General features: G+C 66.1%; 17 protein-coding genes and 1 other RNA gene. 12 read left to right on the top strand and 6 right to left on the bottom strand.

Features of this window, described 5'->3' with window-relative positions:
* Positions 1-119 precede the first annotated feature (119 nt).
* A complete protein-coding gene (locus tag DIE08_RS17620; protein ID WP_059608240.1) occupies positions 120-767 on the bottom strand; it encodes a TetR/AcrR family transcriptional regulator in 648 nt (215 codons plus the stop codon).
* A gap of 265 nt (positions 768-1,032) precedes the next feature.
* On the opposite strand from DIE08_RS17620, the gene DIE08_RS17615 reads away from it, so the two are divergent.
* On the top strand, positions 1,033-2,454 hold the full coding sequence (locus DIE08_RS17615) for an FAD-binding oxidoreductase (RefSeq protein ID WP_059608241.1): 1,422 nt from the start codon (positions 1,033-1,035) through the stop codon (positions 2,452-2,454).
* Between the two features lie 76 nt (positions 2,455-2,530).
* Here the strand turns inward: DIE08_RS17615 and purB are convergent, their stop codons facing one another.
* Positions 2,531-3,919, bottom strand: coding sequence for an adenylosuccinate lyase (gene purB / locus DIE08_RS17610; protein ID WP_059608242.1), 1,389 nt, complete (start codon positions 3,917-3,919; stop codon positions 2,531-2,533).
* 265 nt (positions 3,920-4,184) lie between these two features.
* Here purB and DIE08_RS17605 point away from each other — a divergent pair, with 265 nt between their 5' ends.
* The 6 genes from DIE08_RS17605 (at position 4,185) to DIE08_RS17580 (ending at position 10,014) form a co-directional block, all read left to right on the top strand.
* Positions 4,185-5,138 (top strand): LysR substrate-binding domain-containing protein, encoded by a 954-nt coding sequence (locus tag DIE08_RS17605; protein WP_124902720.1) that lies wholly within the window; start codon positions 4,185-4,187, stop codon positions 5,136-5,138.
* 220 nt (positions 5,139-5,358) lie between these two features.
* Positions 5,359-6,645 carry a Glu/Leu/Phe/Val dehydrogenase gene (locus DIE08_RS17600; RefSeq protein WP_124624846.1) on the top strand — a complete coding sequence of 429 codons (1,287 nt, stop codon included), beginning with the start codon at positions 5,359-5,361 and terminating at the stop codon, positions 6,643-6,645.
* Positions 6,646-6,896: 251 nt separating this feature from the next.
* On the top strand, positions 6,897-7,790 hold the full coding sequence (locus DIE08_RS17595) for a glutamate/aspartate ABC transporter substrate-binding protein (protein ID WP_174910524.1): 894 nt from the start codon (positions 6,897-6,899) through the stop codon (positions 7,788-7,790).
* A gap of 84 nt (positions 7,791-7,874) precedes the next feature.
* Positions 7,875-8,615, top strand: coding sequence for an amino acid ABC transporter permease (locus DIE08_RS17590; protein WP_124624852.1), 741 nt, complete (start codon positions 7,875-7,877; stop codon positions 8,613-8,615).
* Positions 8,615-9,292, top strand: coding sequence for a glutamate/aspartate ABC transporter permease GltK (gltK, locus tag DIE08_RS17585; protein WP_059684027.1), 678 nt, complete (start codon positions 8,615-8,617; stop codon positions 9,290-9,292). Before DIE08_RS17590 ends, gltK begins: the two co-directional genes overlap by 1 nt.
* Positions 9,289-10,014: an amino acid ABC transporter ATP-binding protein gene (locus tag DIE08_RS17580; RefSeq protein WP_124902718.1), complete on the top strand. Its 726-nt coding sequence runs from the start codon at positions 9,289-9,291 to the stop codon at positions 10,012-10,014. The genes gltK and DIE08_RS17580 overlap by 4 nt, the downstream gene beginning before the upstream one ends.
* Positions 10,015-10,125: 111 nt before the next feature.
* Here DIE08_RS17580 and DIE08_RS17575 read toward each other — a convergent pair whose 3' ends face one another.
* Both DIE08_RS17575 and DIE08_RS17570 read right to left on the bottom strand, forming a co-directional pair.
* On the bottom strand, positions 10,126-15,360 hold the full coding sequence (locus tag DIE08_RS17575) for an autotransporter outer membrane beta-barrel domain-containing protein (RefSeq protein WP_124902716.1): 5,235 nt from the start codon (positions 15,358-15,360) through the stop codon (positions 10,126-10,128).
* Positions 15,361-15,956: 596 nt separating this feature from the next.
* The gene (locus DIE08_RS17570; protein ID WP_124902714.1) at positions 15,957-16,874 is read right to left on the bottom strand and encodes a class II glutamine amidotransferase; all 918 of its coding nucleotides are present in this window, start codon (positions 16,872-16,874) and stop codon (positions 15,957-15,959) included.
* A gap of 204 nt (positions 16,875-17,078) precedes the next feature.
* Between DIE08_RS17570 and pyrC the strand changes: the two genes are divergently transcribed.
* From pyrC to rnpB, 3 genes are all read left to right on the top strand, one after another.
* Entirely contained in the window at positions 17,079-18,143 is a 1,065-nt protein-coding gene (gene pyrC, locus DIE08_RS17565; RefSeq protein ID WP_059608249.1) for a dihydroorotase, read from the top strand.
* A complete protein-coding gene (locus DIE08_RS17560; RefSeq protein WP_124902712.1) occupies positions 18,140-19,018 on the top strand; it encodes a DUF3025 domain-containing protein in 879 nt (292 codons plus the stop codon). The genes pyrC and DIE08_RS17560 overlap by 4 nt, the downstream gene beginning before the upstream one ends.
* A gap of 12 nt (positions 19,019-19,030) precedes the next feature.
* Positions 19,031-19,442, top strand: an RNA gene (gene rnpB, locus DIE08_RS17555) — RNase P RNA component class A.
* A gap of 70 nt (positions 19,443-19,512) precedes the next feature.
* On the opposite strand, the gene DIE08_RS17550 is transcribed toward rnpB, so the two are convergent.
* Together DIE08_RS17550 and DIE08_RS36235 are read right to left on the bottom strand one after the other, a co-directional pair.
* The gene (locus DIE08_RS17550) at positions 19,513-19,977 is read right to left on the bottom strand and encodes an OsmC family protein (RefSeq protein ID WP_124902710.1); all 465 of its coding nucleotides are present in this window, start codon (positions 19,975-19,977) and stop codon (positions 19,513-19,515) included.
* Positions 19,978-20,409: 432 nt separating this feature from the next.
* Positions 20,410-20,715, bottom strand: a complete 306-nt coding sequence (locus tag DIE08_RS36235; protein ID WP_124902706.1) for a DUF1090 family protein — start codon at positions 20,713-20,715, stop codon at positions 20,410-20,412.
* 312 nt (positions 20,716-21,027) lie between these two features.
* Here DIE08_RS36235 and rplM point away from each other — a divergent pair, with 312 nt between their 5' ends.
* A complete protein-coding gene (rplM, locus tag DIE08_RS17535; RefSeq protein ID WP_009687896.1) occupies positions 21,028-21,456 on the top strand; it encodes a 50S ribosomal protein L13 in 429 nt (142 codons plus the stop codon).
* Between the two features lie 11 nt (positions 21,457-21,467).
* A complete protein-coding gene (gene rpsI / locus DIE08_RS17530) occupies positions 21,468-21,860 on the top strand; it encodes a 30S ribosomal protein S9 (protein ID WP_011883283.1) in 393 nt (130 codons plus the stop codon).
* Positions 21,861-22,029 lie beyond the last annotated feature (169 nt).

The raw sequence follows: 22,029 nt of genomic DNA, 5'->3' as shown, positions 1-22,029 counted from the left end.
GCGATCGGGCCGTCAAGTCCCGTCCTGCTCGTTATGCTGTCCGGTTCCTCAGAAAGAATCTTAACTGAACGGCATTAGCCCCTCGGGGCGCCTTTTTTCGTTGGCGGTGCGTGAGCCGCTCAGGTCGCACGGACGTGCTGCGCGATGCCGTCGAGCAGCACGTCCAGCATCGTGTCGTGCACGGCGGCCGGATCGAGTTGCGCATAGAGCGGGGCGGCCGATTTGACGAGCGGATGCGCGGTATCGGACAGCGCATGCATTTCCGCGAGCTCGACGTCGTTCGCGGGCCGCGTGAGGCCGCCGGCCTCGGCGGCGGCGAGGCCGATCACGCTCGCATACCAGCCGACGCACACGGTCGGCAGTGCGCTGCGCGGGATGCCGGCATCGGCCAGCGCACGATGCACGGTCTCGATGTGCGCGAGATCGGCCGGCCCGGTGCTCATATGACGCTGCAGCAGCGCGAACGCGGCGGGGTGGCGCAGCGCGAGCGCGCGGTACTGGCGGGCGAGATCGAGCAGCCGCTCGCGCCACGGCAGTGAAGGGTCGACCGGCGCGAGCGAGCGCGACAGCGCGTTCGCGATCGCACGGCTCAGGCCCTCTTTCGACTTGAAGTGATAGAGCACGCTCATCGGGTCGCAGCCGACCGACTGCGCGAGCTTGCGCACGCTGAACGCGGCTTCGCCGACCTCTTCGAGCAGCGCGAGCGCGGCCGCGACGATCGCATCCTTGTCGAGGCCGCGCGGGCCTTGGGCGGGTTTGTCTTTCATGGAAGCGGGATGGCTGCGGCTGTAATCTTGACGAAAGCATATTCTACGCTGTAGAATTATTTCTGCGGTGTAGAAATTGGGTGTCCCGGCACCTTTCAATGCGTGCTTTCGCACGGTCCGGGATCCTGGCAGGCACGAGCGTGCCTGCCGTCAACACGGGCCATCGCGCCCTTTATCTCGTTGACACCCAAGTGGAACCGGCTGCCCCACCCGCGAAGCCTGAACGGCACTTCGACAGGCGGCCCAAGACCATGCAAGTGCAATCATGACTTCCAATCACAAGCCCCTGATCCAGGGCGAATCGCGTTTCGACCAGACGCAACTGAACATCGAAAAGGACAACTGGAACTGGTGCGCGCCGTCCCGCTACGACGGCGAGCGCCCGGCCAACTGGTACGAGGCGTCGTTGTCGCGCCATGAAAACAGCGCGCCGCTCGCGCACGACATGGTGTGCGACGTGCTGGTGATCGGCGCGGGGCTGCTCGGTGCATCGGCCGCGCTGCATCTGGCGGAAGCGGGCGTCGACACGATTCTCGTCGACAAGCATCACGTCGGCTCCGCGGCGTCGGGCCGCAACGGCGGCCAGCTCACGCCGGGCCTCGCGCGCTGGGAAGCAGCCGACATGATCGACCATCTGTCGCACGACGACGCGAAGCGGCTGTGGCGCTTCGCGTCGGCCGAATCGATGGACCTGATCGACGCGATCGGCGCGCGTTACGCACTCGACCTCGACCGCAAGCGGGGCCACATCACGGCGGCGGTCCACCCGGGCCACATGAGCGCGCTGCTCGACGGCGCCGACGCACGCCGCCATCTCGGTGACGCCGGCGTGACGCTCGTCGGCCGCCATCAGCTGCACGACGAATACGTGCGCTCGGGGCTGTATCACGGCGCGGCGATCGACGCGACCGGTGGCCAGCTTCATCCGCTCGCGCTGGTGCGCGGTCTCGTGCACGGCTTCCGGCTGAACGGCGGTGCGTTGTACGAGGGCACCGAGGTGCTGGAGCTCGACGAAACGCCGGCGGGCGTCGTCGCGACGACGCCGGGCGGCACGATCACCGCGCGCCGTGGGGTCGTGCTCGCGCTGCACAACACGACGTTCCGTCTGCTGGACGACGGCACCGCCACCACCGTGCCGTTCTTCACGTATGTCAGCGTGACGGCGCCGCTCGACGTCGACGTCGCGACACTGATGCCGGCCGGCATGCCGGTGTACGACACGCAGTTCCAGATCGACTACTACCGGCCGGTGCGCGGCAACCGCCTGCTGTTCGGCGGGCAGGGCACCGGCACGTGCTGGGCACAGCCCGACGTCAACGCGTATCTGCTGACGCGGCTGAACACGGTGTTCCCGCAGGCCGATGGCCAGTTCGCACTGGACTACTGCTGGAGCGGCGTCAGCGACTTCACGCTGAACGGCGCGACCGACAGCCGCAAGACCGACGGCCGCGTGCCGATGTACATGGTGCAGGGCTGGAGCGGTCATGGCGTCGCGCAGACGGTGCGGATCGGCAAGGCGATCTGCGACGATTTCGTCGGTCGCAACGACGATTTCTCGATGCTGACCGGCATCGATCACCGCGCGATTCCGCTCGGCCGCCAGTTGTCGCCGATTGCGATTCCCGCTGCGAAGGCCGCGATGAGCGTGATGAGCGCACTCAACCCGGGGCGGATGATCTCGTTCTGATCGGCCGCGGCAGGCAATGAAAAAGCCCGATGCGATTGCTCGCATCGGGCTTTTTTACGTGCGGAGACGGCGACGCTTACGCGATCCGCTTCGCGAGTTCGACGGCCTTGCCGATGTACGACGCAGGCGTCATCGCGAGCAGGCGGTCCTTCGCATCTTGCGGGATCGCCAGCGTGCCGACGAATTCCTGCAGCGCTTCGCGCGTGATGCCCTTGCCGCGCGTCAGTTCCTTCAGCTGCTCGTACGGGTTCTCGATGCCGTAGCGGCGCATCACCGTCTGCACCGGCTCCGCGAGCACTTCCCAGCAGTTGTCGAGGTCTTCGTTCAGGCGCTGCGGGTTCACTTCGAGCTTGTCGAGGCCGCGGATCAGCGAGTCGTACGCGAGCAGCGAGTAGCCGAGTGCGACGCCCATGTTGCGCAGCACCGTCGAGTCGGTCAGGTCGCGCTGCCAGCGCGACACCGGCAGCTTGTCGGCGAGGTGGCGCAGCGTCGCGTTCGCGAGGCCGAGATTGCCTTCCGAGTTCTCGAAGTCGATCGGATTGACCTTGTGCGGCATCGTCGACGAGCCGATTTCGCCGGCCTTCGTCTTCTGCTTGAAGTAGCCGACCGAGATGTAGCCCCACACGTCGCGGTCGAGGTCGAGCAGGATCGTGTTCGCGCGCGCGACCGCATCGAACAGCTCCGCCATGTAGTCGTGCGGCTCGATCTGGATCGTGTACGGGTTGAAGGTGAGCTTCAGGCGGTTCTCGATCACGTCGCGCGAGAACGCTTCCCAGTCGAATTCCGGATACGCCGACAGGTGCGCGTTGAAGTTGCCGACCGCGCCGTTCATCTTGCCGAGGATCTCGACCTTCTCGATGCGCGTGATCGCGCGAGAGAGGCGGGCCGCGACGTTCGCGAGTTCCTTGCCGAGCGTCGTCGGGCTGGCCGGCTGGCCGTGCGTGCGCGACAGCATCGGCTGCTCGGCAAGCGCGTGCGACAGCGCGACGAGGCGCTGGTGGACCGTGCGCAGCGCCGGCACGATCACGTGCTCGCGCGCGCCGGCGAGCATCATCCCGTGCGACGTGTTGTTGATGTCTTCGGACGTACACGCGAAGTGGATGAATTCGCTGGCCTTTTCGAGTTCGGCCTGGCCCTTCACCGATTCCTTCAGCCAGTATTCGACGGCCTTCACGTCGTGGTTCGTCACGCGCTCGATGTCCTTGATGCGGGCGGCGTCGTGCGCGGTGAAGCGCTCGGCGAGTTGCAGCAGGAATTGTTCGGACGCGTCCGAGAAGCGCGGGACTTCCGCGAAGCCGGCGCGCGACAGCGCGATCAGCCAGTGCACCTCGACGGTGACGCGGTGGCGCATGAAGGCGGCTTCGGAGAGCCAGTCGCGCAGCGCTTCGGTCTTGCTGGCGTAGCGGCCGTCGATGGGCGAGAGCGCGGTGAGGGCGAAAAGCGTATCGGGACGAGTGTCGGACATGATCGGGCGTGGCCTTGGCGGCCGGTGCGAACGAGGGGAGGAGAATCCGGCATTTTACCATTGGCGCGGGGCGATCCCGGCCGAACCGGTCAGGTCGCCGCCGCCGTGGGCGATCGGCACGCATGCGGCGCCCGGGCGGCGCGCAAGCAGTCCGCCGGCTGGCGCCCGGGCCGGCTCGCTGGGCTGCCCGCCGCGCCGCCGGGCGGGCCCGCCCGCCGGTAGAATGCAGGCTTCTTCCCGACCGCCGCCCGCCGCGCCCGCCTGCATGGAACTGAAATGGCTCGAAGACTTCGTCTCGCTCGCGGAAACGCGCAGCTTTAGCCGGTCCGCCGAACTGCGGCACGTGTCGCAGCCCGCGTTCTCGCGGCGCATCCAGGCGCTCGAGGCATGGCTCGCGACCGAACTGATCGATCGTTCGGTTTATCCGACGCGGCTCACGCAGGCCGGCCAGATCTTCTACGAGCAGGCATTGACGATGCTGTCGCAGGCGCACGAGGCGCGCACGCTGCTGCGCGGCCATGTCGGCGCGCCGGTGCCGACCATCGAGTTCGCGGTGCCGCATACGCTGTCGCTCACGTATTTTCCGCGCTGGCTGCAGCGGATCGAGGCGAAGATGGGGCAGGTCCACACACGGTTGCGCGCGCTGAACGTGCACGACGCCGTGCTGTCGCTGGTCGAGGGCGGCTGCGATCTCGTGATGGGCTACCACCACCCGAGCCACCCCGTCGCGCTCGATCCGGCCCGCTACGACATGCTGGTCCTAGGCAGCGAGCCGATCAGCGCATTTTCGGCGCCGGGCCGCGCGGGCCGGCCGCGCTATACGTTGCCGGGCACGGCCGAGGCGCGCGTGCCGTACCTGTCTTATACGCCGAATGCGTATCTCGGCCGGATGACCGAAGTCATCGTTGCGAACGCCCCGACGCCGCTGTTCCTCGATCGCGTGTACGAAACCGACATGGCCGAAGGGCTGAAGGCAATGGCGCTCGCGGGCCACGGCGTCGCGTTTCTGCCGCACAGCGCCGTCGAGGATGCGGTGGCCAGCGGCCGCCTGATCCGGCTCGACCGGTCCGCGCGCGGCGGCACGCACCCGTTCACGCTGACGATGGAGATCCGCCTGTACTGCGACAAGCTCGCGCTGCAGGGCGACGACCCGCACCAGAAGCTCGTGCGCGCATTGTGGGAAGTCGTGCGCGACGAGCTGCGCGAAACCGCAGATTAACCATGAGCGGTTAACCGCGCCGGTCGAGCGCGCGCCGCTGCCGACGCGCTTGCCGCGCCTTTCGGACCGATGTCCGGCGGGCGTTCTTGCGCAAATCGACCGCGGATTTGCAAAAAATCACGATCATGCAAGAAACGCATAATCGAATAAGCAAACGGCATTGGATAAAAAAAACGGGTTTTTCGACAATGTGCGCAATCCGTTGAACGTTGGAGCGTCCATGTCTTCGCAACTGCAGTCCATCCCGTCCTACCTTCACGCCGACGATCTCGGCCCGTGGGGCAACTACCTTCAGCAGGTCGATCGCGTCGCGCCGTACCTCGGTTCGCTGTCGCGCTGGCTCGAAACGCTGAAGCGTCCGAAGCGCATCCTGATCGTCGATGTGCCCATCGAGCTCGACAACGGCACCGTCGCGCACTTCGAAGGCTATCGCGTGCAGCACAACGTGTCGCGTGGCCCGGGCAAGGGCGGCGTGCGCTACCACCAGGACGTGACGCTGTCGGAAGTGATGGCACTGTCGGCATGGATGTCGGTGAAGAACGCGGCCGTGAACGTGCCGTACGGCGGTGCGAAGGGCGGCATCCGCGTCGACCCGCGCAAGCTGTCGCGCGGTGAGCTCGAACGCGTGACGCGTCGCTACACCAGCGAAATCGGCATCATCATCGGCCCGAACACCGATATTCCGGCACCGGACGTCAACACCAACGAACAGGTGATGGCGTGGATGATGGACACGTTCTCGATGAACCAGGGCCAGACGTCGACCGGCGTCGTGACCGGCAAGCCGATCTCGCTTGGCGGTTCGCTCGGCCGCAAGGAAGCGACGGGCCGCGGCGTGTTCGTCGTCGGTTGCGAGGCGGCGAAGAAGAAGGGCCTCGAGATCGAAGGCGCGCGCATCGCGGTGCAGGGCTTCGGCAACGTCGGCGGCATCGCGGCGAAGCTGTTCCAGGAAGCGGGCGCGAAGGTGATCGCGGTGCAGGATCACACTGGCACGATCTACCGGCCGGCCGGCCTCGATTCGAACAAGCTGCTCGACCACGTCGCACGCACGGGCGGCGTCGCGGGCTTCGAAGGCGCCGAACCGATGCCGAACGACGAGTTCTGGACGGTCGAGACCGACATCCTGATCCCGGCGGCACTGGAAAACCAGATCACCGAGAAGAACGCATCGAAGATCCGCACGAAGATCATCGTCGAAGGCGCGAACGGCCCGACGACGACGGCGGCCGACGACATCCTGAGCGCGAACGGCGTGCTCGTGATCCCCGACGTGATCGCGAATGCGGGCGGCGTGACCGTGTCGTACTTCGAGTGGGTGCAGGACTTCTCGAGCTTCTTCTGGACGGAAGACGAGATCAACCACCGTCTCGAGCGCGTGATGCGCGAAGCGTTCGCCGGTGTGTGGGCGGTCGCGGAAGAGCACAAGGTGTCGGTGCGTACGGCGGCGTTCATCGTCGCGTGCAAGCGCATCCTGATGGCGCGCGAAATGCGCGGCCTGTATCCCTGATCGGTCATCGCCGATTCGATCGGACGACGATGACAAAAGCATGACGCAATCCACCCGATTGTGTGCATGAACCCTCGCGGGCGGTGCCGAATCCGGCACCGCCCGCGTTGTGCATTCAGGCGCCGCCAGGGGCGCCGGAAGCCGGGAGGACGGCTTCGTACAGGACGATTCGTAGTTCGGTAAACAACCAGTACTTTCAAAAATATTACTTTGATACACTGGCGCGGGTTTCAGCCAAGGAGATGACCAAAATGAAATACCAGAAGGCAGTCCTGATGGTCGCGGCGCTGTGCGCGTTCGCGAGCGGCGCGCATGCACAGGAGACCGGCACGCTGAAGAAGATCAAGGACACGGGCGTGATCGCGCTGGGCCACCGCGAATCGTCGATTCCGTTCTCCTACTATGACCAGAGCCAGCAGGTCGTCGGTTATTCGCGCGAATTCCAGATGAAAGTCGTGGACGCCGTGAAGAAGAAGCTGAACCTGCCGAACCTGCAGGTCAAGAACATCCCGGTGACGTCGCAGAACCGCATCCCGCTCGTGCAGAACGGCACGGTGGACATCGAGTGCGGCTCGACGACCAACAACACGGAGCGTCAGCAGCAGGCCGCATTCTCCGACACGATCTTCGTGATCGGCACGCGCCTGATGACGAAGAAGGATTCGGGCGTGAAGGACTTCGCGGACCTGAAGGGCAAGACGGTCGTGACCACCGCCGGCACGACGTCCGAGCGCCTGCTGCGCAAGATGAACAACGACAAGCAGCTGGGCATGAACATCATCAGCGCGAAGGACCACGGCGACTCGTTCAACACGCTCGAGTCGGGCCGCGCCGTCGCGTTCATGATGGACGACGCGCTGCTCGCGGGCGAACGCGCGAAGGCGAAGCAGCCGGGCGAGTGGGTGATCGTCGGCACGCCGCAGTCGGAAGAGGCGTACGGCTGCATGATGCGCAAGGGCGATGCGGACTTCAAGAAGGTCGTCGACGACGCGATCTCGCAAGTCGAGAAATCGGGCGAAGCCGCGAAGATCTACGCGAAGTGGTTCGAGAACCCGATTCCGCCGAAGGGGCTGAACCTGAACTTCCCGCTGTCCGATTCGATGAAGAAGCTGTACGCGAACCCGAACGACAAGGCGCTCGACTGACCACGCAGCCGTTGACGCAGAAATGACGCTACTGAAACGGAAGAGGCCTCGCTTCTTCCGTTTCTTTTTGCTGGAGTCTTGCCCATGTCTTACCACTGGAACTGGGGCATCTTCCTGAGCCCCGTCTCGACCGGCGAGCCGACGACTTACTTCGGATGGCTGATGTCCGGATTCTGGGTGACGATCGAGGTGTCGCTCGTCGCCTGGGTCGTCGCGCTGATCGTCGGTTCGCTGTTCGGCGTGCTGCGCACGGTGCCGAACAAATGGCTGTCCGCGATCGGCACCGTGTACGTGTCGATCTTCCGGAACATCCCGCTGATCGTGCAGTTCTTCGTCTGGTACCTCGTCGTGCCCGAACTGCTGCCCGCGTCGATCGGCACCTGGATCAAGCAGTTGCCGCCCGGCACGCAGTTCTTCACCGCGTCGATCGTCTGTCTGGGCCTGTTCACGGGCGCGCGCGTGTGCGAACAGGTGCGCTCGGGGATCAACGCGCTGCCGAAGGGCCAGCGCGCCGCCGGCCTCGCGATGGGCTTCACGCAATGGCAGACGTACCGCTACGTGCTGCTGCCCGTTGCGTACCGGATCATCGTGCCGCCGCTCACGTCCGAGTTCCTGAACATCTTCAAGAACTCCGCGGTCGCGTCGACGATCGGCCTGCTCGACTTGTCCGCGCAGGCCCGCCAGCTCGTCGACTACACCGCGCAGACCTACGAGTCGTTCATCGCGGTGACGCTTGCGTATGTGCTCATCAACCTCGTCGTGATGGCGTTCATGCGCTGGATCGAAGGCCGCACGCGGCTGCCCGGCTACATCGGAGGCAAGTGATGCATCAGTTCGACTGGAGTAGTATTCCCGGCGCGATACCGACGCTGTGGACGGGGGCGATCGTCACGTTCAAGATCACGCTGATCGCGATCGTCATCGGCATCGTCTGGGGCACGCTGCTGGCGCTGATGCGGCTGTCCGGCGTGAAGCCGCTTGAGTGGTTCGCAAAGGCATACGTGACGGTGTTCCGCTCCATCCCGCTCGTGATGGTGCTGCTGTGGTTCTTCCTGATCGTGCCGCAGGTGCTGCAGGGCGTGCTCGGGCTGTCGCCGACGATCGACATCCGGCTCGCGTCGGCGATGGTCGCGTTCTCGCTGTTCGAAGCCGCGTATTATTCCGAGATCATCCGCGCCGGCATCCAGTCGGTGCCGCGCGGGCAGGTGAACGCCGCGTTCGCGCTCGGCATGAACTACGCGCAGGCCATGCGCCTCGTGATCCTGCCGCAGGCGTTCCGCGCGATGGTGCCGCTGCTGCTCACGCAGGCGATCGTCCTGTTCCAGGATACGTCGCTCGTGTACGTGATCAGTCTCGCGGACTTCTTCCGCACGGCCGCCAACATCGGCGACCGCGACGGCACGACCGTCGAGATGGTCCTGTTCGCCGGCGCATGCTATTTCGTGATTTGCTCGTTGGCGTCTGTTCTCGTCAAGGGTCTCCAGAAAAAGGTCACACGATGATTTCCATCAAGAACGTTTCCAAGTGGTACGGCCAGTTTCAGGTTCTCACCGACTGCACGACCGAGGTCAAGAAAGGCGAAGTGGTCGTCGTGTGCGGCCCGTCGGGCTCCGGCAAGTCGACGCTGATCAAGACCGTCAACGGCCTCGAGCCGTTCCAGCAGGGCGAGATCCTCGTGAACGGCCAGTCGGTCGGCGACAAGAAGACGAACCTGTCGAAGCTGCGCTCGAAGGTCGGGATGGTGTTCCAGCATTTCGAGCTGTTCCCGCACCTGTCGATCACCGAGAACCTGACGCTCGCGCAGGTCAAGGTGCTCGGCCGCGGCAAGGACGAAGCGGCCGACAAGGGCATGAAGCTGCTCGATCGCGTCGGCCTGAAGGCGCATGCGCACAAGTTTCCGGGCCAGCTGTCCGGTGGCCAGCAGCAGCGGGTCGCGATCGCGCGCGCGCTGTCGATGGACCCGATCGCGATGCTGTTCGACGAGCCGACGTCCGCGCTCGATCCCGAGATGATCAACGAGGTGCTCGACGTGATGGTCGAGCTCGCGCAGGAAGGGATGACGATGATGGTCGTGACGCACGAGATGGGCTTCGCGAAGAAGGTCGCCCATCGCGTGATCTTCATGGACAAAGGCGCGATCGTCGAGGACGACCGCAAGGACGATTTCTTCTCGAATCCGAAGTCGGATCGCGCGAAGGACTTCCTCGCGAAAATCCTGCACTGAGCGCTCGTGCGCGCGGAATGCGCAAACCGCCCGGCCGAACGCCGGGCGGTTTTTTTTTCGCCTGCCGTCCGTCGCGCGCCGCTGGCGACGAACGGATTCCGGCGCGCGGCGTTACCAGCTGTAGCGGTAGCCAACCTGCCCGGTGACGCCGCGCCGGTAATCGCCGCCGATGTTGCGCGCATATTTCACGTTCGCGTACAACTCGCCCGACTTGCCGAAGCCCGCGGTCACGCCAAGGCCGAGCTCGTACCACGTGCGGCCCAGGTGCGTCGCGAACGGCGTGCCGCCGACGACGGTCTGGCCCGGCGACAGGAAGTCGTGCAGCACGTCGGCGGTGAAGTACGGCGTCGCGGCGCCGCCACCCGCGTTCGCGTCGAGGTTCGGCCGGAAGATGCGCACGCCGACGCGTCCGCGCAACGCATTGGTCGTCGTGGCCGACACGGCCGACACATTGTCGTCGAACCCGTTCAGCTTCAGGTACTGATACATCAGCTGCGCCTGCGGCTCGACCGCGATCGGCGTGCCGCCGATCCCGAACGGCTTGCCGACCTCCTGCGACAGTGCGATGCCGAAGCCGTTCTGCGATGCGTCGTTGCCGTAGCTGTCGCGATAGCGGTTGCCGTAGTGCGTGACCTGGCCGACGCTGTCGAAGTAGGTGCCGTCGGACAGGTAGCGCGTCCAGTAGCCGCCGACGCTCTGCGCGTGCATCTCGACCGAGCCCGTCGACGTCGACAGGCCCGCTGCGTCGGCGCGTGCCATGTCGCTGAAGCTCGCGTTCGCGACGCCGATGCTCGCCGTCACGCCCGCATGCGTGCTGCCGCCGCCGGGCGCCTGGTCGAGCGTCCAGTCCTTGCCGAACTGCGCGAAGAACGTGCGCTCGTCGGCCGCGAAGCGTCCCGCGTTCGCATCGAGGCTCTGTCCGCCGATGCGGCCCCACACACCGTCGCGGTTGCCCGACGCCTGCCTCTCGAGGTTGTAGATGTCGCCGACGCGCTCGTGCAGCTTGCCGAGCGTCGAGAAGCCGTAGTCCGCGTTCAGCAGCGGCGTCATCGCATAGCCTGCGACGCCCGGACGGTACGCGAGATTGCCGCCGCCTTTGATGACGTTCGGGCCGACCGGATCGCCCGGGTCCGTCGGGTCGAGTTGCGAGCGCAGATACCAGCCGTTCGCATCGCTCTGTCCGCCGCGGTAGAGCCGGTATTCGTATGCGCCGGCCTGCACCGGGCCCGCGAGATGGAACGCCGATGCGGAGGTCGTGCCGCCGTTGGCCGTGACGACCACCGGAATCCCTTCGCCCGCCGTCTGCGCGCCGGTGCCGCCCGTGTTCGCGATCTTCAGCCCCGTCGTGCCGGTCGCGGCACCGTCGTTCACGATCAGCCGGTCGGTCGGCGACGCATCGGCGCCGAGATAGGTGTTCAGCGCGATCGTGCCGCCGTTGCCGACGTAACTGCCGGTCGTCAGCGTCCGGTAGCTGCCTGCCGCCGTCGGCGCGCCGGACGGCGCGGCGAATGCAACCAGACCCGCGTTGTTCAGGCTGCTCAGCACGGAGCTGCCGGTCATGTGCCACGTGCTCGTGCCGTCCACGGTGAGCGCGACCGGATCGATCTTGCCGGTGAGGGTCGTGCCGTTCGTCAGGAACACGTTGCCGGTGCTCGACGCGTCCGACACGATGTCGCCGGCGAGATTCACGGCCGATGCGTTGAAGGTCGCGGTGCTCCCGTTCGCGAGGTCCAGCAGTGTGCCGTTGCCGGCCGTCACGACGGTGCCGTTGCGCACCGCGATATCGACCGTGCCGCCGCGCGCCGCGAACGCCGGCCCGGCGACGGGCGCGACGCTGCCGCCGTCGACGAGCACTGCGCTCGTCGCGCCGGTCGCAAGCGTGTCGGTGCTCAGCACGCCGGCCGTCGCGCCCTTGAGCGTCGTGCCGGTCAGCGCGAGCACGCCGCCGCCGTCGACCGTCGCGCCGTTGCCGGCCGCGCTCGCGATCGACGAACCCGTGTCGCCGATGCGGCCGCCGTTCCGTACGACGAGGCCGTCGGCTGCCGTGCCCGCCGTGGAGACCTTCGCGCCCGACAGCAGTGCGATCGCGCCGCTGCCCGCGACGATCGCGTGCGCGCCGGCACCCGTCGTCGTGACGGTCGTGCCGTCGGCCGCGAGCATCGAATCCGCGCCCGTCACGAAGAGGCCGCGCGCGTCGTCGCCGGCGGTGCGCACGACGGTCGCCGCATCGGTCGCGATGCGCGCGCCGGCGCCCGTCGACGACAGTCCGTCGGCGCCGGCGCCGGTCGTGCCGATCTGCGTGCCTGACAGCACGATCGTCGTGTTCGAACCGAGGTTGTCGATGCCCTTGCCCACGCCGCCCACCGCGATCGACGTCGCGCCGGCTGCGATCCCGCCGCCCGACACGGTCGAGTCGATCAGCACGCCGTCGGCGCTGCCGTTCGCGACGATGGTGCCCGCGCCCGACAGGGCGACCGACGCGCCGGTACCCGTCAGGTGAACGCCGGCGATGCCGTCGTCCGCCTCGATCGTGCCCGCGTTGGCGAGCGTTGCCGACGCGCCCTGCACGAGCGCGCCGGTGCCGTTCGATACGCGGATCGCCGACGCGTTGTTCACCGTGCCGAGCGTGCCGACGACAACCCCCGTCGAGCCGGGGCCGGTCAGCAGCACCGTATTGCGGTTCTCGAGCGTGCCGAGGTTTTGCGCGACGAAGCCGGTCACGCCGGCCGTCGACGACGCGACCGCCGCGTTGTTGGTCAGCGTCGTCGCGACTGGCGTTCCGGCGTTCGCTCCGGTAAGGGCGTGTGCCTGGCCGTCGACGGTGCCCGCGATCGCGCCGGCCGCATTCAGGTCGATGGTCGCGCCCGAGTCGATCGTGCCCGTCGCGCCGCCTTCGACTGCGACCGCGATGCCGTCCGCGCCGTTGACGTTGTAGGTGGCGTGGCCCGTGGACAGCGTCGTGCCGGCACCCGTGGCAAGCACGCCGCGCGCGCGCTGGCCGTTCACGTCGGTCGTCAGCGTGCCGGCCGCCGACGCGCCCGTATAGGCCGCGCCGCCCGCGATGCGGAACAGCGTCGAATCGTCGGTATCGACGCTCAGGTGCTGCGCGGCGACGTTGATCTTCGAGCCAGCGCCGTATGCGTAGAAACCGATCTGGTTCGTGCCCGACATGAAGGCGGGCACGGCGTTGGCGTCGACGTTGATCGTCGCGCCCGAGCGCGCGTGGACGCCGATCGCGCCGTTGCCGGTCAGGTTGAGCGCGCCGTCGACCGTGGCCTTCGCGCGCGGCCCTTCGGCCCACACGCCATAGTTGCGCGTGTCCGACGCCGGATCGAGCCCGCCGGCCACGTTGATCGTGCCGGTCGACGTCGCGGCCGTCGCGGTCGAACCGGTGCCGACCACCATGATGCCGATGCCGTTCACGCCGTTCAGCGTGATCGTGCCCGTGTTGGTCACGGTCGCGGCCGTATTGGCCGCGAGCATGCCGACGTTGGCGAACGGCGTGCCGGGTGCCGCACCGTTCACGATGATCGTGCCCGCGTTGCGCAGCGTGCCGGACGACGAACCGATGCTCGCCATCCCGGCGCCGTTTTGCGTCTGCGAGCCGATCACGATCGAGCCGAGGTTGCTGGCGGTGCCCGATGCGCCGAGCAGGATCCCGTAGGAATGCGCGGACAGCGCGACGTCGTTCGCCGCTGCCCCCGGTCCGTATTGGGCCGCGCGGCCGAGATAGATCGTGCCGCCGGCCGCGTTCGTGAAGGCGCCGCCGGCCGCGAAGCCGCCGATCACCTGGCTGTCGAGCGTCGTCGCGTTGACGCCGACGTTGATCGTGCCGGCGTTCGACGCGTTCGCACCGTTCGTCACGGCCACCGCGTAGTTCTGCAGGTCGGGGCGGTTGCCGTCGAGCGTCCATGCGCCGACGTTCATCACGCCATTGTTGACGAACGAGGTACCCGTGCCGCTTGCGTACACGCCGTTGCCCTCGGTGTACGCGTGGAAGCCGAAGTTGTCGGGCGGCGCGCTGCTGCTCGTGTCGAAATTGTCGCCGGACGCGTAGCCGGACGAGATCGTGCCGTTGTTGACGCCGCTTGCGCCGCTCAGCAGGCGCACCAGCGTGAAGTCGCCCGATAGGCGGCCGTCGTTGACGAAGTGCGCGCCGTTTTCCGCGAGGACGGCCGAGCTCGAAGCGATCGTGTTGGTGCCGCGGAAGTCGATCTGGCCGTCCTTGCCGATCTGCAGCGTTGCATTCGCGCCGGTGCCGTGCATTGCCGACAGGTGATCGATCGGCAGCGTGTTCTTGTCGCCCGACGATACGTTGTTCTGATACTGGAAGGTTTGCTGCGAGAACGTGACGGCCTGGCCGAACGCGCTGTCGTAGGCGGCCTGCGAGCCGAGCGCGCCGCTTTGTACCGAACGCACGAGAAAGTCGTTGTACGCGGCGAGCGACGCGGCGTCGGTGACGGTCCACGTGCTGCCGTCGAATGCGGTGAAGGTGCCCGCGTAGGCCGGGACGTCGAGCTGGAGATTGCCAACGGCACCGCCGCTCGCGAGATAGTCGCCGGTGCCGAGCCAGACCTGGTTGCGCGAATTCCAGTTGACGACGCTTTTTGCCGTGCCGGTGCCGTCCGCGAAGGTCAGGTCGGTCTGCTTCGGCGCGATCGAGATCGCGTTGCCGGCCGCGTCTGGCGCGTTCGCGGGATTGCCGATCGACACGTTCAACGTGCCGCCGGTGTTGTCGACGGTGCCGATCCGCAGGTTCACGTACTGGTTCCCGTTCACGTCATGGTAGACGGGCACCTCGGTCGAGCCGGCCGTCGACGCGGCGAATGCGGACGAGTTGTACGTGGCGATCGACGTATGGGTGCCCGTAATCGTGTCGGGCGTGCTGACGCTCTGCGTCTTGCCGCCGAGCGACAGCAGCGGCTGGTTCGGGTTGCCCGACACGATGGACGTATTGCCGATCGGCGTGAGCGTATAGCCGGGGTCGCCGGCGGCACCCGTCCATGCACCCGTCACGCCGACCGTGTCGCCGCCCGACACGGTCGTGGCGCTGGCCAGGTTGTCGTTGACGGTCGGGCTGACGCTGCCGAGCGCGCAAGTGCCGCCGCTTGCGACCGCCGAACCGTTACCGCAGCTCGATGCGTACGCGGAGCCGGCCGACAGCGCGGCCAGCGCCGCACCGAGCGCGGCGACGCGTAGCGGCGAGCGGCGGATCGCCGTGCGGCCGTCACGGCGGCTTGCGGCCGATTGGCTGCCCGAACGCTTACCGCGCGCCCGGGCCGTTTCCGCAACCGCGACCCAGCAGCCGGCGGCTTCGCTCCATATCGATCGAAATGAGTGATTCACGACAAGCCCCTCTTTCTTCTTTTGAAGTGGTATTCGCCGTATGCGGCGAATGCGCATTCCACGGTGATGTGTGTTTCGAATGGACGTGCGGCAGCCGTGGCTGCGTCGAGTGCCAATCAGGATTCGTTACACCGAAGATGGAGCGAGTCTACTAATCGACGGGGTGGTCGATTTTCAAAAAATCAAGATATGTGAGGATGGTAACGGTATGGGGTGGTATTTCTGGATTGTGTGGTTAATCGAACTGAAAGCCTTGGTGGGGAAGGGTTTGGTGGACCTTCCTATGGGCCGGGCGGAATCGCCAGGTCGGTGGGATAGCGCACGATCAGTGTTGGGTTCGTGCTTTAAACTGCGGCTTCCGGATTATCTGTTTTAGACCGCTTTTATCTTGTTTTTTGTTGGTTAATTATTTTCTCTCGAAAATTAATAAAATAAAAGCGGATGTTGTATGGCGATGATCGCGTGCATCCAATGGCGATCTGAATGAAACGCGAAACGTCGCCGGGCGGAGACTTTCACTGCCGGTGATCGCCGGGTCGTGACGCGCGCGCACAAGCGGAAGGCGGGATGGGCGGGCGCCCGACGGCGCGGCGCGCTCAGTAGTCGATCGGGTCGTCGGCGTCGTCCGTGGTGCCGGCCGCCAGCGCCTCGCGCTGCACACCGCCGCACGGGGCGGACGCCGATGCGTCGAGCGCCGGGTTGCGCAGCTTCTCGAGCACGCGCTCGGGCACCGGAATCTGCATCCGCGCGGTGACGTCGCCGCACTGGAACATGATCAGCTCGCCCGGTTCGAACGAGGTCCAGATTTCGTTGTCGGTCAGCGGCTGCGTGGCGATCACCGCGACGCGATCCTCGGGCGTCGTGTATTTCGCAAAGTCGATTGACAGGTCTTCGTCGACCAGATGCGCGGTCGAGAACGGCCAGCGCCGCACGAGGTAGTGCAGCCGCGTCGAGCAGTGTGCGAAGAGCGCCTGGCCGTTCGACATCAGGAAGTTGAACACGCCGTGATCGGTGATGCCGCGCGTCAGCTCGCCGACGCGCTCGAACAGCTCCGGCAACGGCGGCTGCGCGCCGGGGAACGCTTCGCGCAGCCCCTGCATCAGCACGCAGAACGCCTTCTCGCTGTCGGTCGTGCCGACCGGATGGTAGACGCTGCCGTCGAGATCGGGTTCGTAGTCCTGCAGATCGCCGTTATGCGCGAAGATCCAGTGCCGCCCCCACAGCTCGCGCATGAACGGGTGGCTGTTCTCGAGCAGGATGTGACCCTGTGTGGCCTTGCGGATGTGCGCAATCGTGTTCTTGGACTTGATCGGGTAGCGCTTCACCATTTCGGCGATCGGCGACGTGGCCGACGCCTGCTGGTCGATGAACAGGCGACACGCCTTGTCCTCGAAGAACGCGATCCCCCAGCCGTCGGCATGGTGATCGGTGAGGCCGCCCCGGGCCGCGAAACCTGTGAAGGAGAATGTGACGTCCGTCGGCGCGGCGCAGTTCATTCCTAGGAGTTGGCACATTTTACTTGGGGCGGGGGCGGAAGCTGGGTAACCAACCGGGTGAACCCCGGTACAATGTGGCTTCTAGCATATCACCGAGCCTTGAGCGGTAAAAAGCGGATTCCGCCAGCCGAAGGCCTCGTGTTGCGGTTTGCCGTCAGTCGTCGGCCCGCGCACGCGCGTTCCGGCCCCGCAGATCGCCAGCCCGTTCCTACAACGCCTCCTATGACTGCCTCGAACGCTTCCTCTCCGGCGACGCTCACGCTCGCCCGTCCCGACGACCTGCACCTGCACCTGCGCGACGGCGACATGCTGGCCGCGGTGCTGCCGCATACGGCGCGCCAGTTCGCCCGCGCGATCGTCATGCCGAACCTGAAGCCGCCCGTCACGACCACCGCGCAGGCGCAGGCGTATCGCGAGCGAATCCTGGCCGCGCTGCCGGCGGGCATGGCGTTCGAGCCGCTGATGACGCTGTACCTGACCGACAACACGGCGCCCGACGAAATCAACCGCGCGCGCGACAGCGGCTTCGTGCATGGCGTGAAGCTGTATCCGGCCGGCGCGACGACGAACTCCGACCATGGCGTCAGCGATCTCGCGAAGTGCGCGAAGACGCTCGAGGTCATGCAGGAAACCGGCATGCCGCTGCTCGTGCACGGCGAGGTGACCGATCCGGCGATCGACATGTTCGATCGCGAGAAGGTGTTCATCGACCGCGTGATGACGCCGCTGCGGCGCGATTTCCCCGGCCTGAAGGTCGTGTTCGAGCACATCACGACGAAGGACGCGGCCGACTACGTGCGCGACGCCGACGCTGCGCCGGGCCTGCTCGGCGCGACGATCACGCCGCAGCACATGCTGTACAGCCGCAACGCGCTGTTCGTCGGCGGGATTCGCCCGCATTACTACTGCCTGCCGGTGCTGAAGCGCGAAACGCACCGCGTCGCGCTCGTCGAAGCCGCGACGTCGGGCAACCCGCGCTTCTTCCTCGGCACCGACAGCGCGCCGCACGCGCGCGACGCGAAGGAAACCGCATGCGGGTGCGCGGGCTGCTACACGGCACTGCACGCGCTCGAGCTGTATGCGGAAGCGTTCGACCAGGCCGGCGCGCTCGACAAGCTGGAGAATTTCGCGAGCCGCTTCGGCGCCGATTTCTACGGGCTGCCGCACAGCACCGAGACGATCACGCTGCGCCGCGAGACCTGGGAACTGCCGCGCGAGGTCTTCGCGGGCGATACGCCGGTCGTGCCGCTGCGCGCCGGCGAAACGATCGGCTGGAAGTTCGCGTGACCGGCACGCCGCCGCGCGGGGCCGGCCTGACGGCCGGCGGCGAGGCGGCGGTATTCGCGCAGATCGACTGGTCAGCGCCGTGGCTCGCGCCTTACGCGGCGCCCGGTCGTGCGCTGCAGGCGGCTGCGCTCACGGGCGAGACCGCGCTGCTCGATGCGTTGAACGGTGCGCTGCGCGGCGGTACGCGGGCGAGCGGCCGCGGCCGGCCGCTGCGCTTCGTGGCGCAGGCGGAGCTGCCGCCAGGCATCGCATACGAAACGCATATCGCCGACACGGGCGGCGTCCCGACCCGTCACAATCTTCATGACTTCTTCAATGCGCTCGTCTGGTTCGCGTATCCGCGCACCAAGGCCGCGCTGAACGCACGCCAGGCCGCGGCGATCGACGCCGCGGGCGGCGTCGGCCCCGTGCGCGGCACGCTGCGCGATGCGCTCACGCTGTTCGACGAGAACGCCGCGCTGTTCGTGACGTCCGACCGTGCGCTCGCCGACGCGCTGCGCGGCTTCAACTGGCAGCTGCTGCTGGTGGCGGCGCGCGACGAGTGGGGCACGCGCTGCGAGGCGCGGCTCGTCGGCCATGCGCTGCTCGAGAAGCTCGTCACGCCGTACAAGTCCTGCACCGCGCACACTTGGATCGTCGAAGTGAGCGACGACTATTTCTCGTGGCCCGACGCGCAGCGTGCCGCGCATGTCGATGAGCGGATCGCCGGCGAATTCGCGACCCGCGACCTGACGAGCCGTGACTTCGCGCCGCTCCCGGTGCTTGGCGTGCCGGGCTGGTGTGACGCGAATGCCGCACCTGCGTTCTACGACGACCCGGCGGTTTTCCGCAGCGGCCGCCGTTCGCGCGCTGCCGGCGGCGGCGCGCAGTGCTAGAATGCGCGTCGCAAAGCAGGCCAGGCAGTCGCGGCCTCGCCGCCTTCGGGCAGGCGAGGGCGAGGAAAGTCCGGACTCCACAGGGCAGGGTGATGGCTAACGGCCATCCGTGGCGACACGCGGAACAGGGCAACAGAAAGCAAACCGCCGATGGCCCGGCGCAAGCCGGGATCAGGTAAGGGTGAAACGGTGCGGTAAGAGCGCACCGCGGCGACGGCGACGTCCGCTGGCACGGTAACCTCCACCCGGAGCAATTCCAAGTAGGCAGGCGCGCATTTTCGGATGCAGGACGGGGCCCCCGTCTCGTCTGCGGGTAGGAAGCTTGAGCGCGTCAGCAATGGCGCGTCTAGAGGAATGGCTGCCACGCGCCGTGCGCTTCGGCGTACAGCGTGCACAGAATCCGGCTTATCGGCCTGCTTTGCCGCTCGAATGCGAAAGGGCCGGCGCTCCGTCAGGAGCGCCGGCCCTTTTTTTCATGCGTGGCTGCCGGGCGTTCAGGCCGCGACGATGTCGAACGAATGCGTGAGCTCGGCCGTCTTCGCGATCATGATCGACGCGGAGCAGTACTTGTCGTGTGACAGGTTGATCGCGCGCTCGACCGTCGCCGGGTTCAGGTTGCGGCCCGTGACGGTGAAGTGGAAGTGGACCTTCGTGAACACCTTCGGATCTTCGCTCGCGCGCTCGGCCTTCAGCGTGACCGAGCAGCCGGTGACTTCCTGGCGGCTCTTCTTCAGGATCAGCACGACGTCGTACGCGGTGCAGCCGCCGGTGCCGAGCAGCACCATTTCCATCGGGCGCGGCGCGAGATTATGGCCGCCACCTTCCGGTGCGCCGTCCATCGCGACGAGGTGCCCGCTTCCGGTCTGGGCGGAAAACGCCATGCCGTCCTGACCCATCCAGCTTACTTTGCATTCCATGCTTGCACTCCAGCGTTGCCTGATTCGGATTCGATCGCGCATTGTAGCCCGCGGTGCAATAGTCGGCTGATGCGCTGCACGACGCGCAACGTCGCGCCGCCGCACGCGGCGCCTGGCGGGGCGCCGAACGCCGATTTCCCGGCTGGTTTTAGGGGTATTACTCTAGATGCGCCGGATTTCCGGTTGCGTTATTTTTCCCAATCGATTGATTTTTAAAGAGAAAGCGCGCTCTGCCCTGAAATTCGCCATATTTCGCATCATGGTGCGAGATTTCGTAATGCAAATTTTCTTGTGATGTCGGCGGTGCGTTCGTATAATGAGCCTCATTGGTTGTCGCGCTGCGGCAACCTCCGCATGTCTCCTCCACCCTCCTCCTAAGGTGGATTAAGCCCGAACCAGCCGTTCGGGCTTTTTTTCGTTCCGTGCAAGCATCGGCGCGCAGTTTGCGCGCTCCGATGCCTGTCGTTGACGCCGTTACGCGGGCCGCCGTGCGACTGCCTGCGATGCCGCGCCGGTTGGCGTGTCGGTCGAACCGGCGGCAGGCGGCGGGGCCTGCGCGGCCGATGCGTGTCCATGACCGCGCGCGCAGAAGTGGCGTACGCGTTCGCGTACCGCGCGCAGGCGGGCGATGCGATCTTCGGCATGGGCGCCGCGAGCGTCGGCGATACGGGCGTCGAGTGCGTCGAGCTTGGCCTCGCAGCCGGCCCTGGCGGCGACGGCGGGCGCGGCGGCGGCCAGCAGCGCGGCCGCGAAAAGGGGCGTAAGTCGTTGTTTCATCATGCTTGTTTGTTGTTTTTCCGTTGTCGGCCGGTCTGGCGCGGCAAGGTCAGGTACCGCGCGTCGATGGGTGCCTCCCCGGGCGCTCGGTTCGCCTGGTATATCGGGGCACGACCGGATTTTGGCCCATTTCGGGCGCCGCCGGCACGGGACGCGGATTCTTTTTGACCGCGCTGCCGCATTTCCTTTATAATTCAGGGCTTTTCCGCATTCATGCCCACGGAAAAAGAACAGGGAGAGCCTGCACCGCGCCTCGAAGCGCACACAGACAAGCAGGAAGAACACATCGGGCAAAGCATTTTTTTTGGATCGATCATGAAGACGTTTTCCGCAAAAGCCCATGAGGTGACGCGTGAATGGTACGTGATTGACGCGACGGATAAGGTTCTCGGCCGTGTTGCCAGCGAAGTGGCACGCCGTCTGCGCGGCAAGCACAAGCCTGAGTTCACCCCGCACGTCGACACTGGTGATTTCATCATCATCATCAACGCAAGCAAGTTGAAGGTCACGGGCAACAAGACTCTGGACAAGAAGTACTACCGTCACTCGGGCTACCCGGGCGGTATCTATGAAACGACGTTCGGCAAGATGCAAGAACGCTTCCCGGGCCGTGCGCTCGAGAAGGCGGTCAAGGGCATGCTGCCGAAGGGCCCGCTCGGCTACGCGATGATCAAGAAGCTGAAGGTCTACGCTGAAGCGACGCATCCGCACTCGGCTCAACAGCCGAAAGCGCTCGAGATCTAAGGGGAGCCCACATGATCGGTAACTGGAACTACGGTACGGGCCGCCGCAAGAGCGCAGTCGCACGTGTCTTCATCAAGGCTGGCAAGGGCGACATCATCGTCAACGGCAAGCCCATCGCTGACTACTTCTCGCGCGAAACGTCGCTGATGATCGTGCGTCAACCGCTGGAACTCACGAACCACGGCCAGACGTTCGACATCAAGGTGAACGTGAACGGCGGCGGCGAAACGGGTCAGGCAGGCGCAGTGCGCCACGGCATCACCCGCGCGCTGATCGACTACGATGCGACGCTGAAGCCGTCGCTGTCGAACGCAGGCTTCGTCACGCGCGATGCACGTGAAGTCGAGCGTAAGAAGGTTGGTCTGCGCAAGGCACGCCGCGCAAAGCAGTTCTCGAAGCGTTAATTCCGCTTCATGGCCGCGCCGCTTCCGGGCGCGTCCGCCGGAAAAACCGCCAGTTTTCGCGCTGGCGGTTTTTTTATGCCCGCGCGGCGGTGCCCCGCGGGCGGTTTCCTTTACGGAAATCAACAAGAACCTATTGATTTCATGGACATCAGCACGATCTTCTGATCGG

Origin of the sequence: Burkholderia sp. Bp9004, assembly GCF_003858025.1 — a bacterium.
GTDB lineage: Bacteria > Pseudomonadota > Gammaproteobacteria > Burkholderiales > Burkholderiaceae > Burkholderia > Burkholderia diffusa.
Note: the sequence above shows the minus strand (reverse complement) of the source record. Positions and strands in the feature narration are given on the sequence as shown.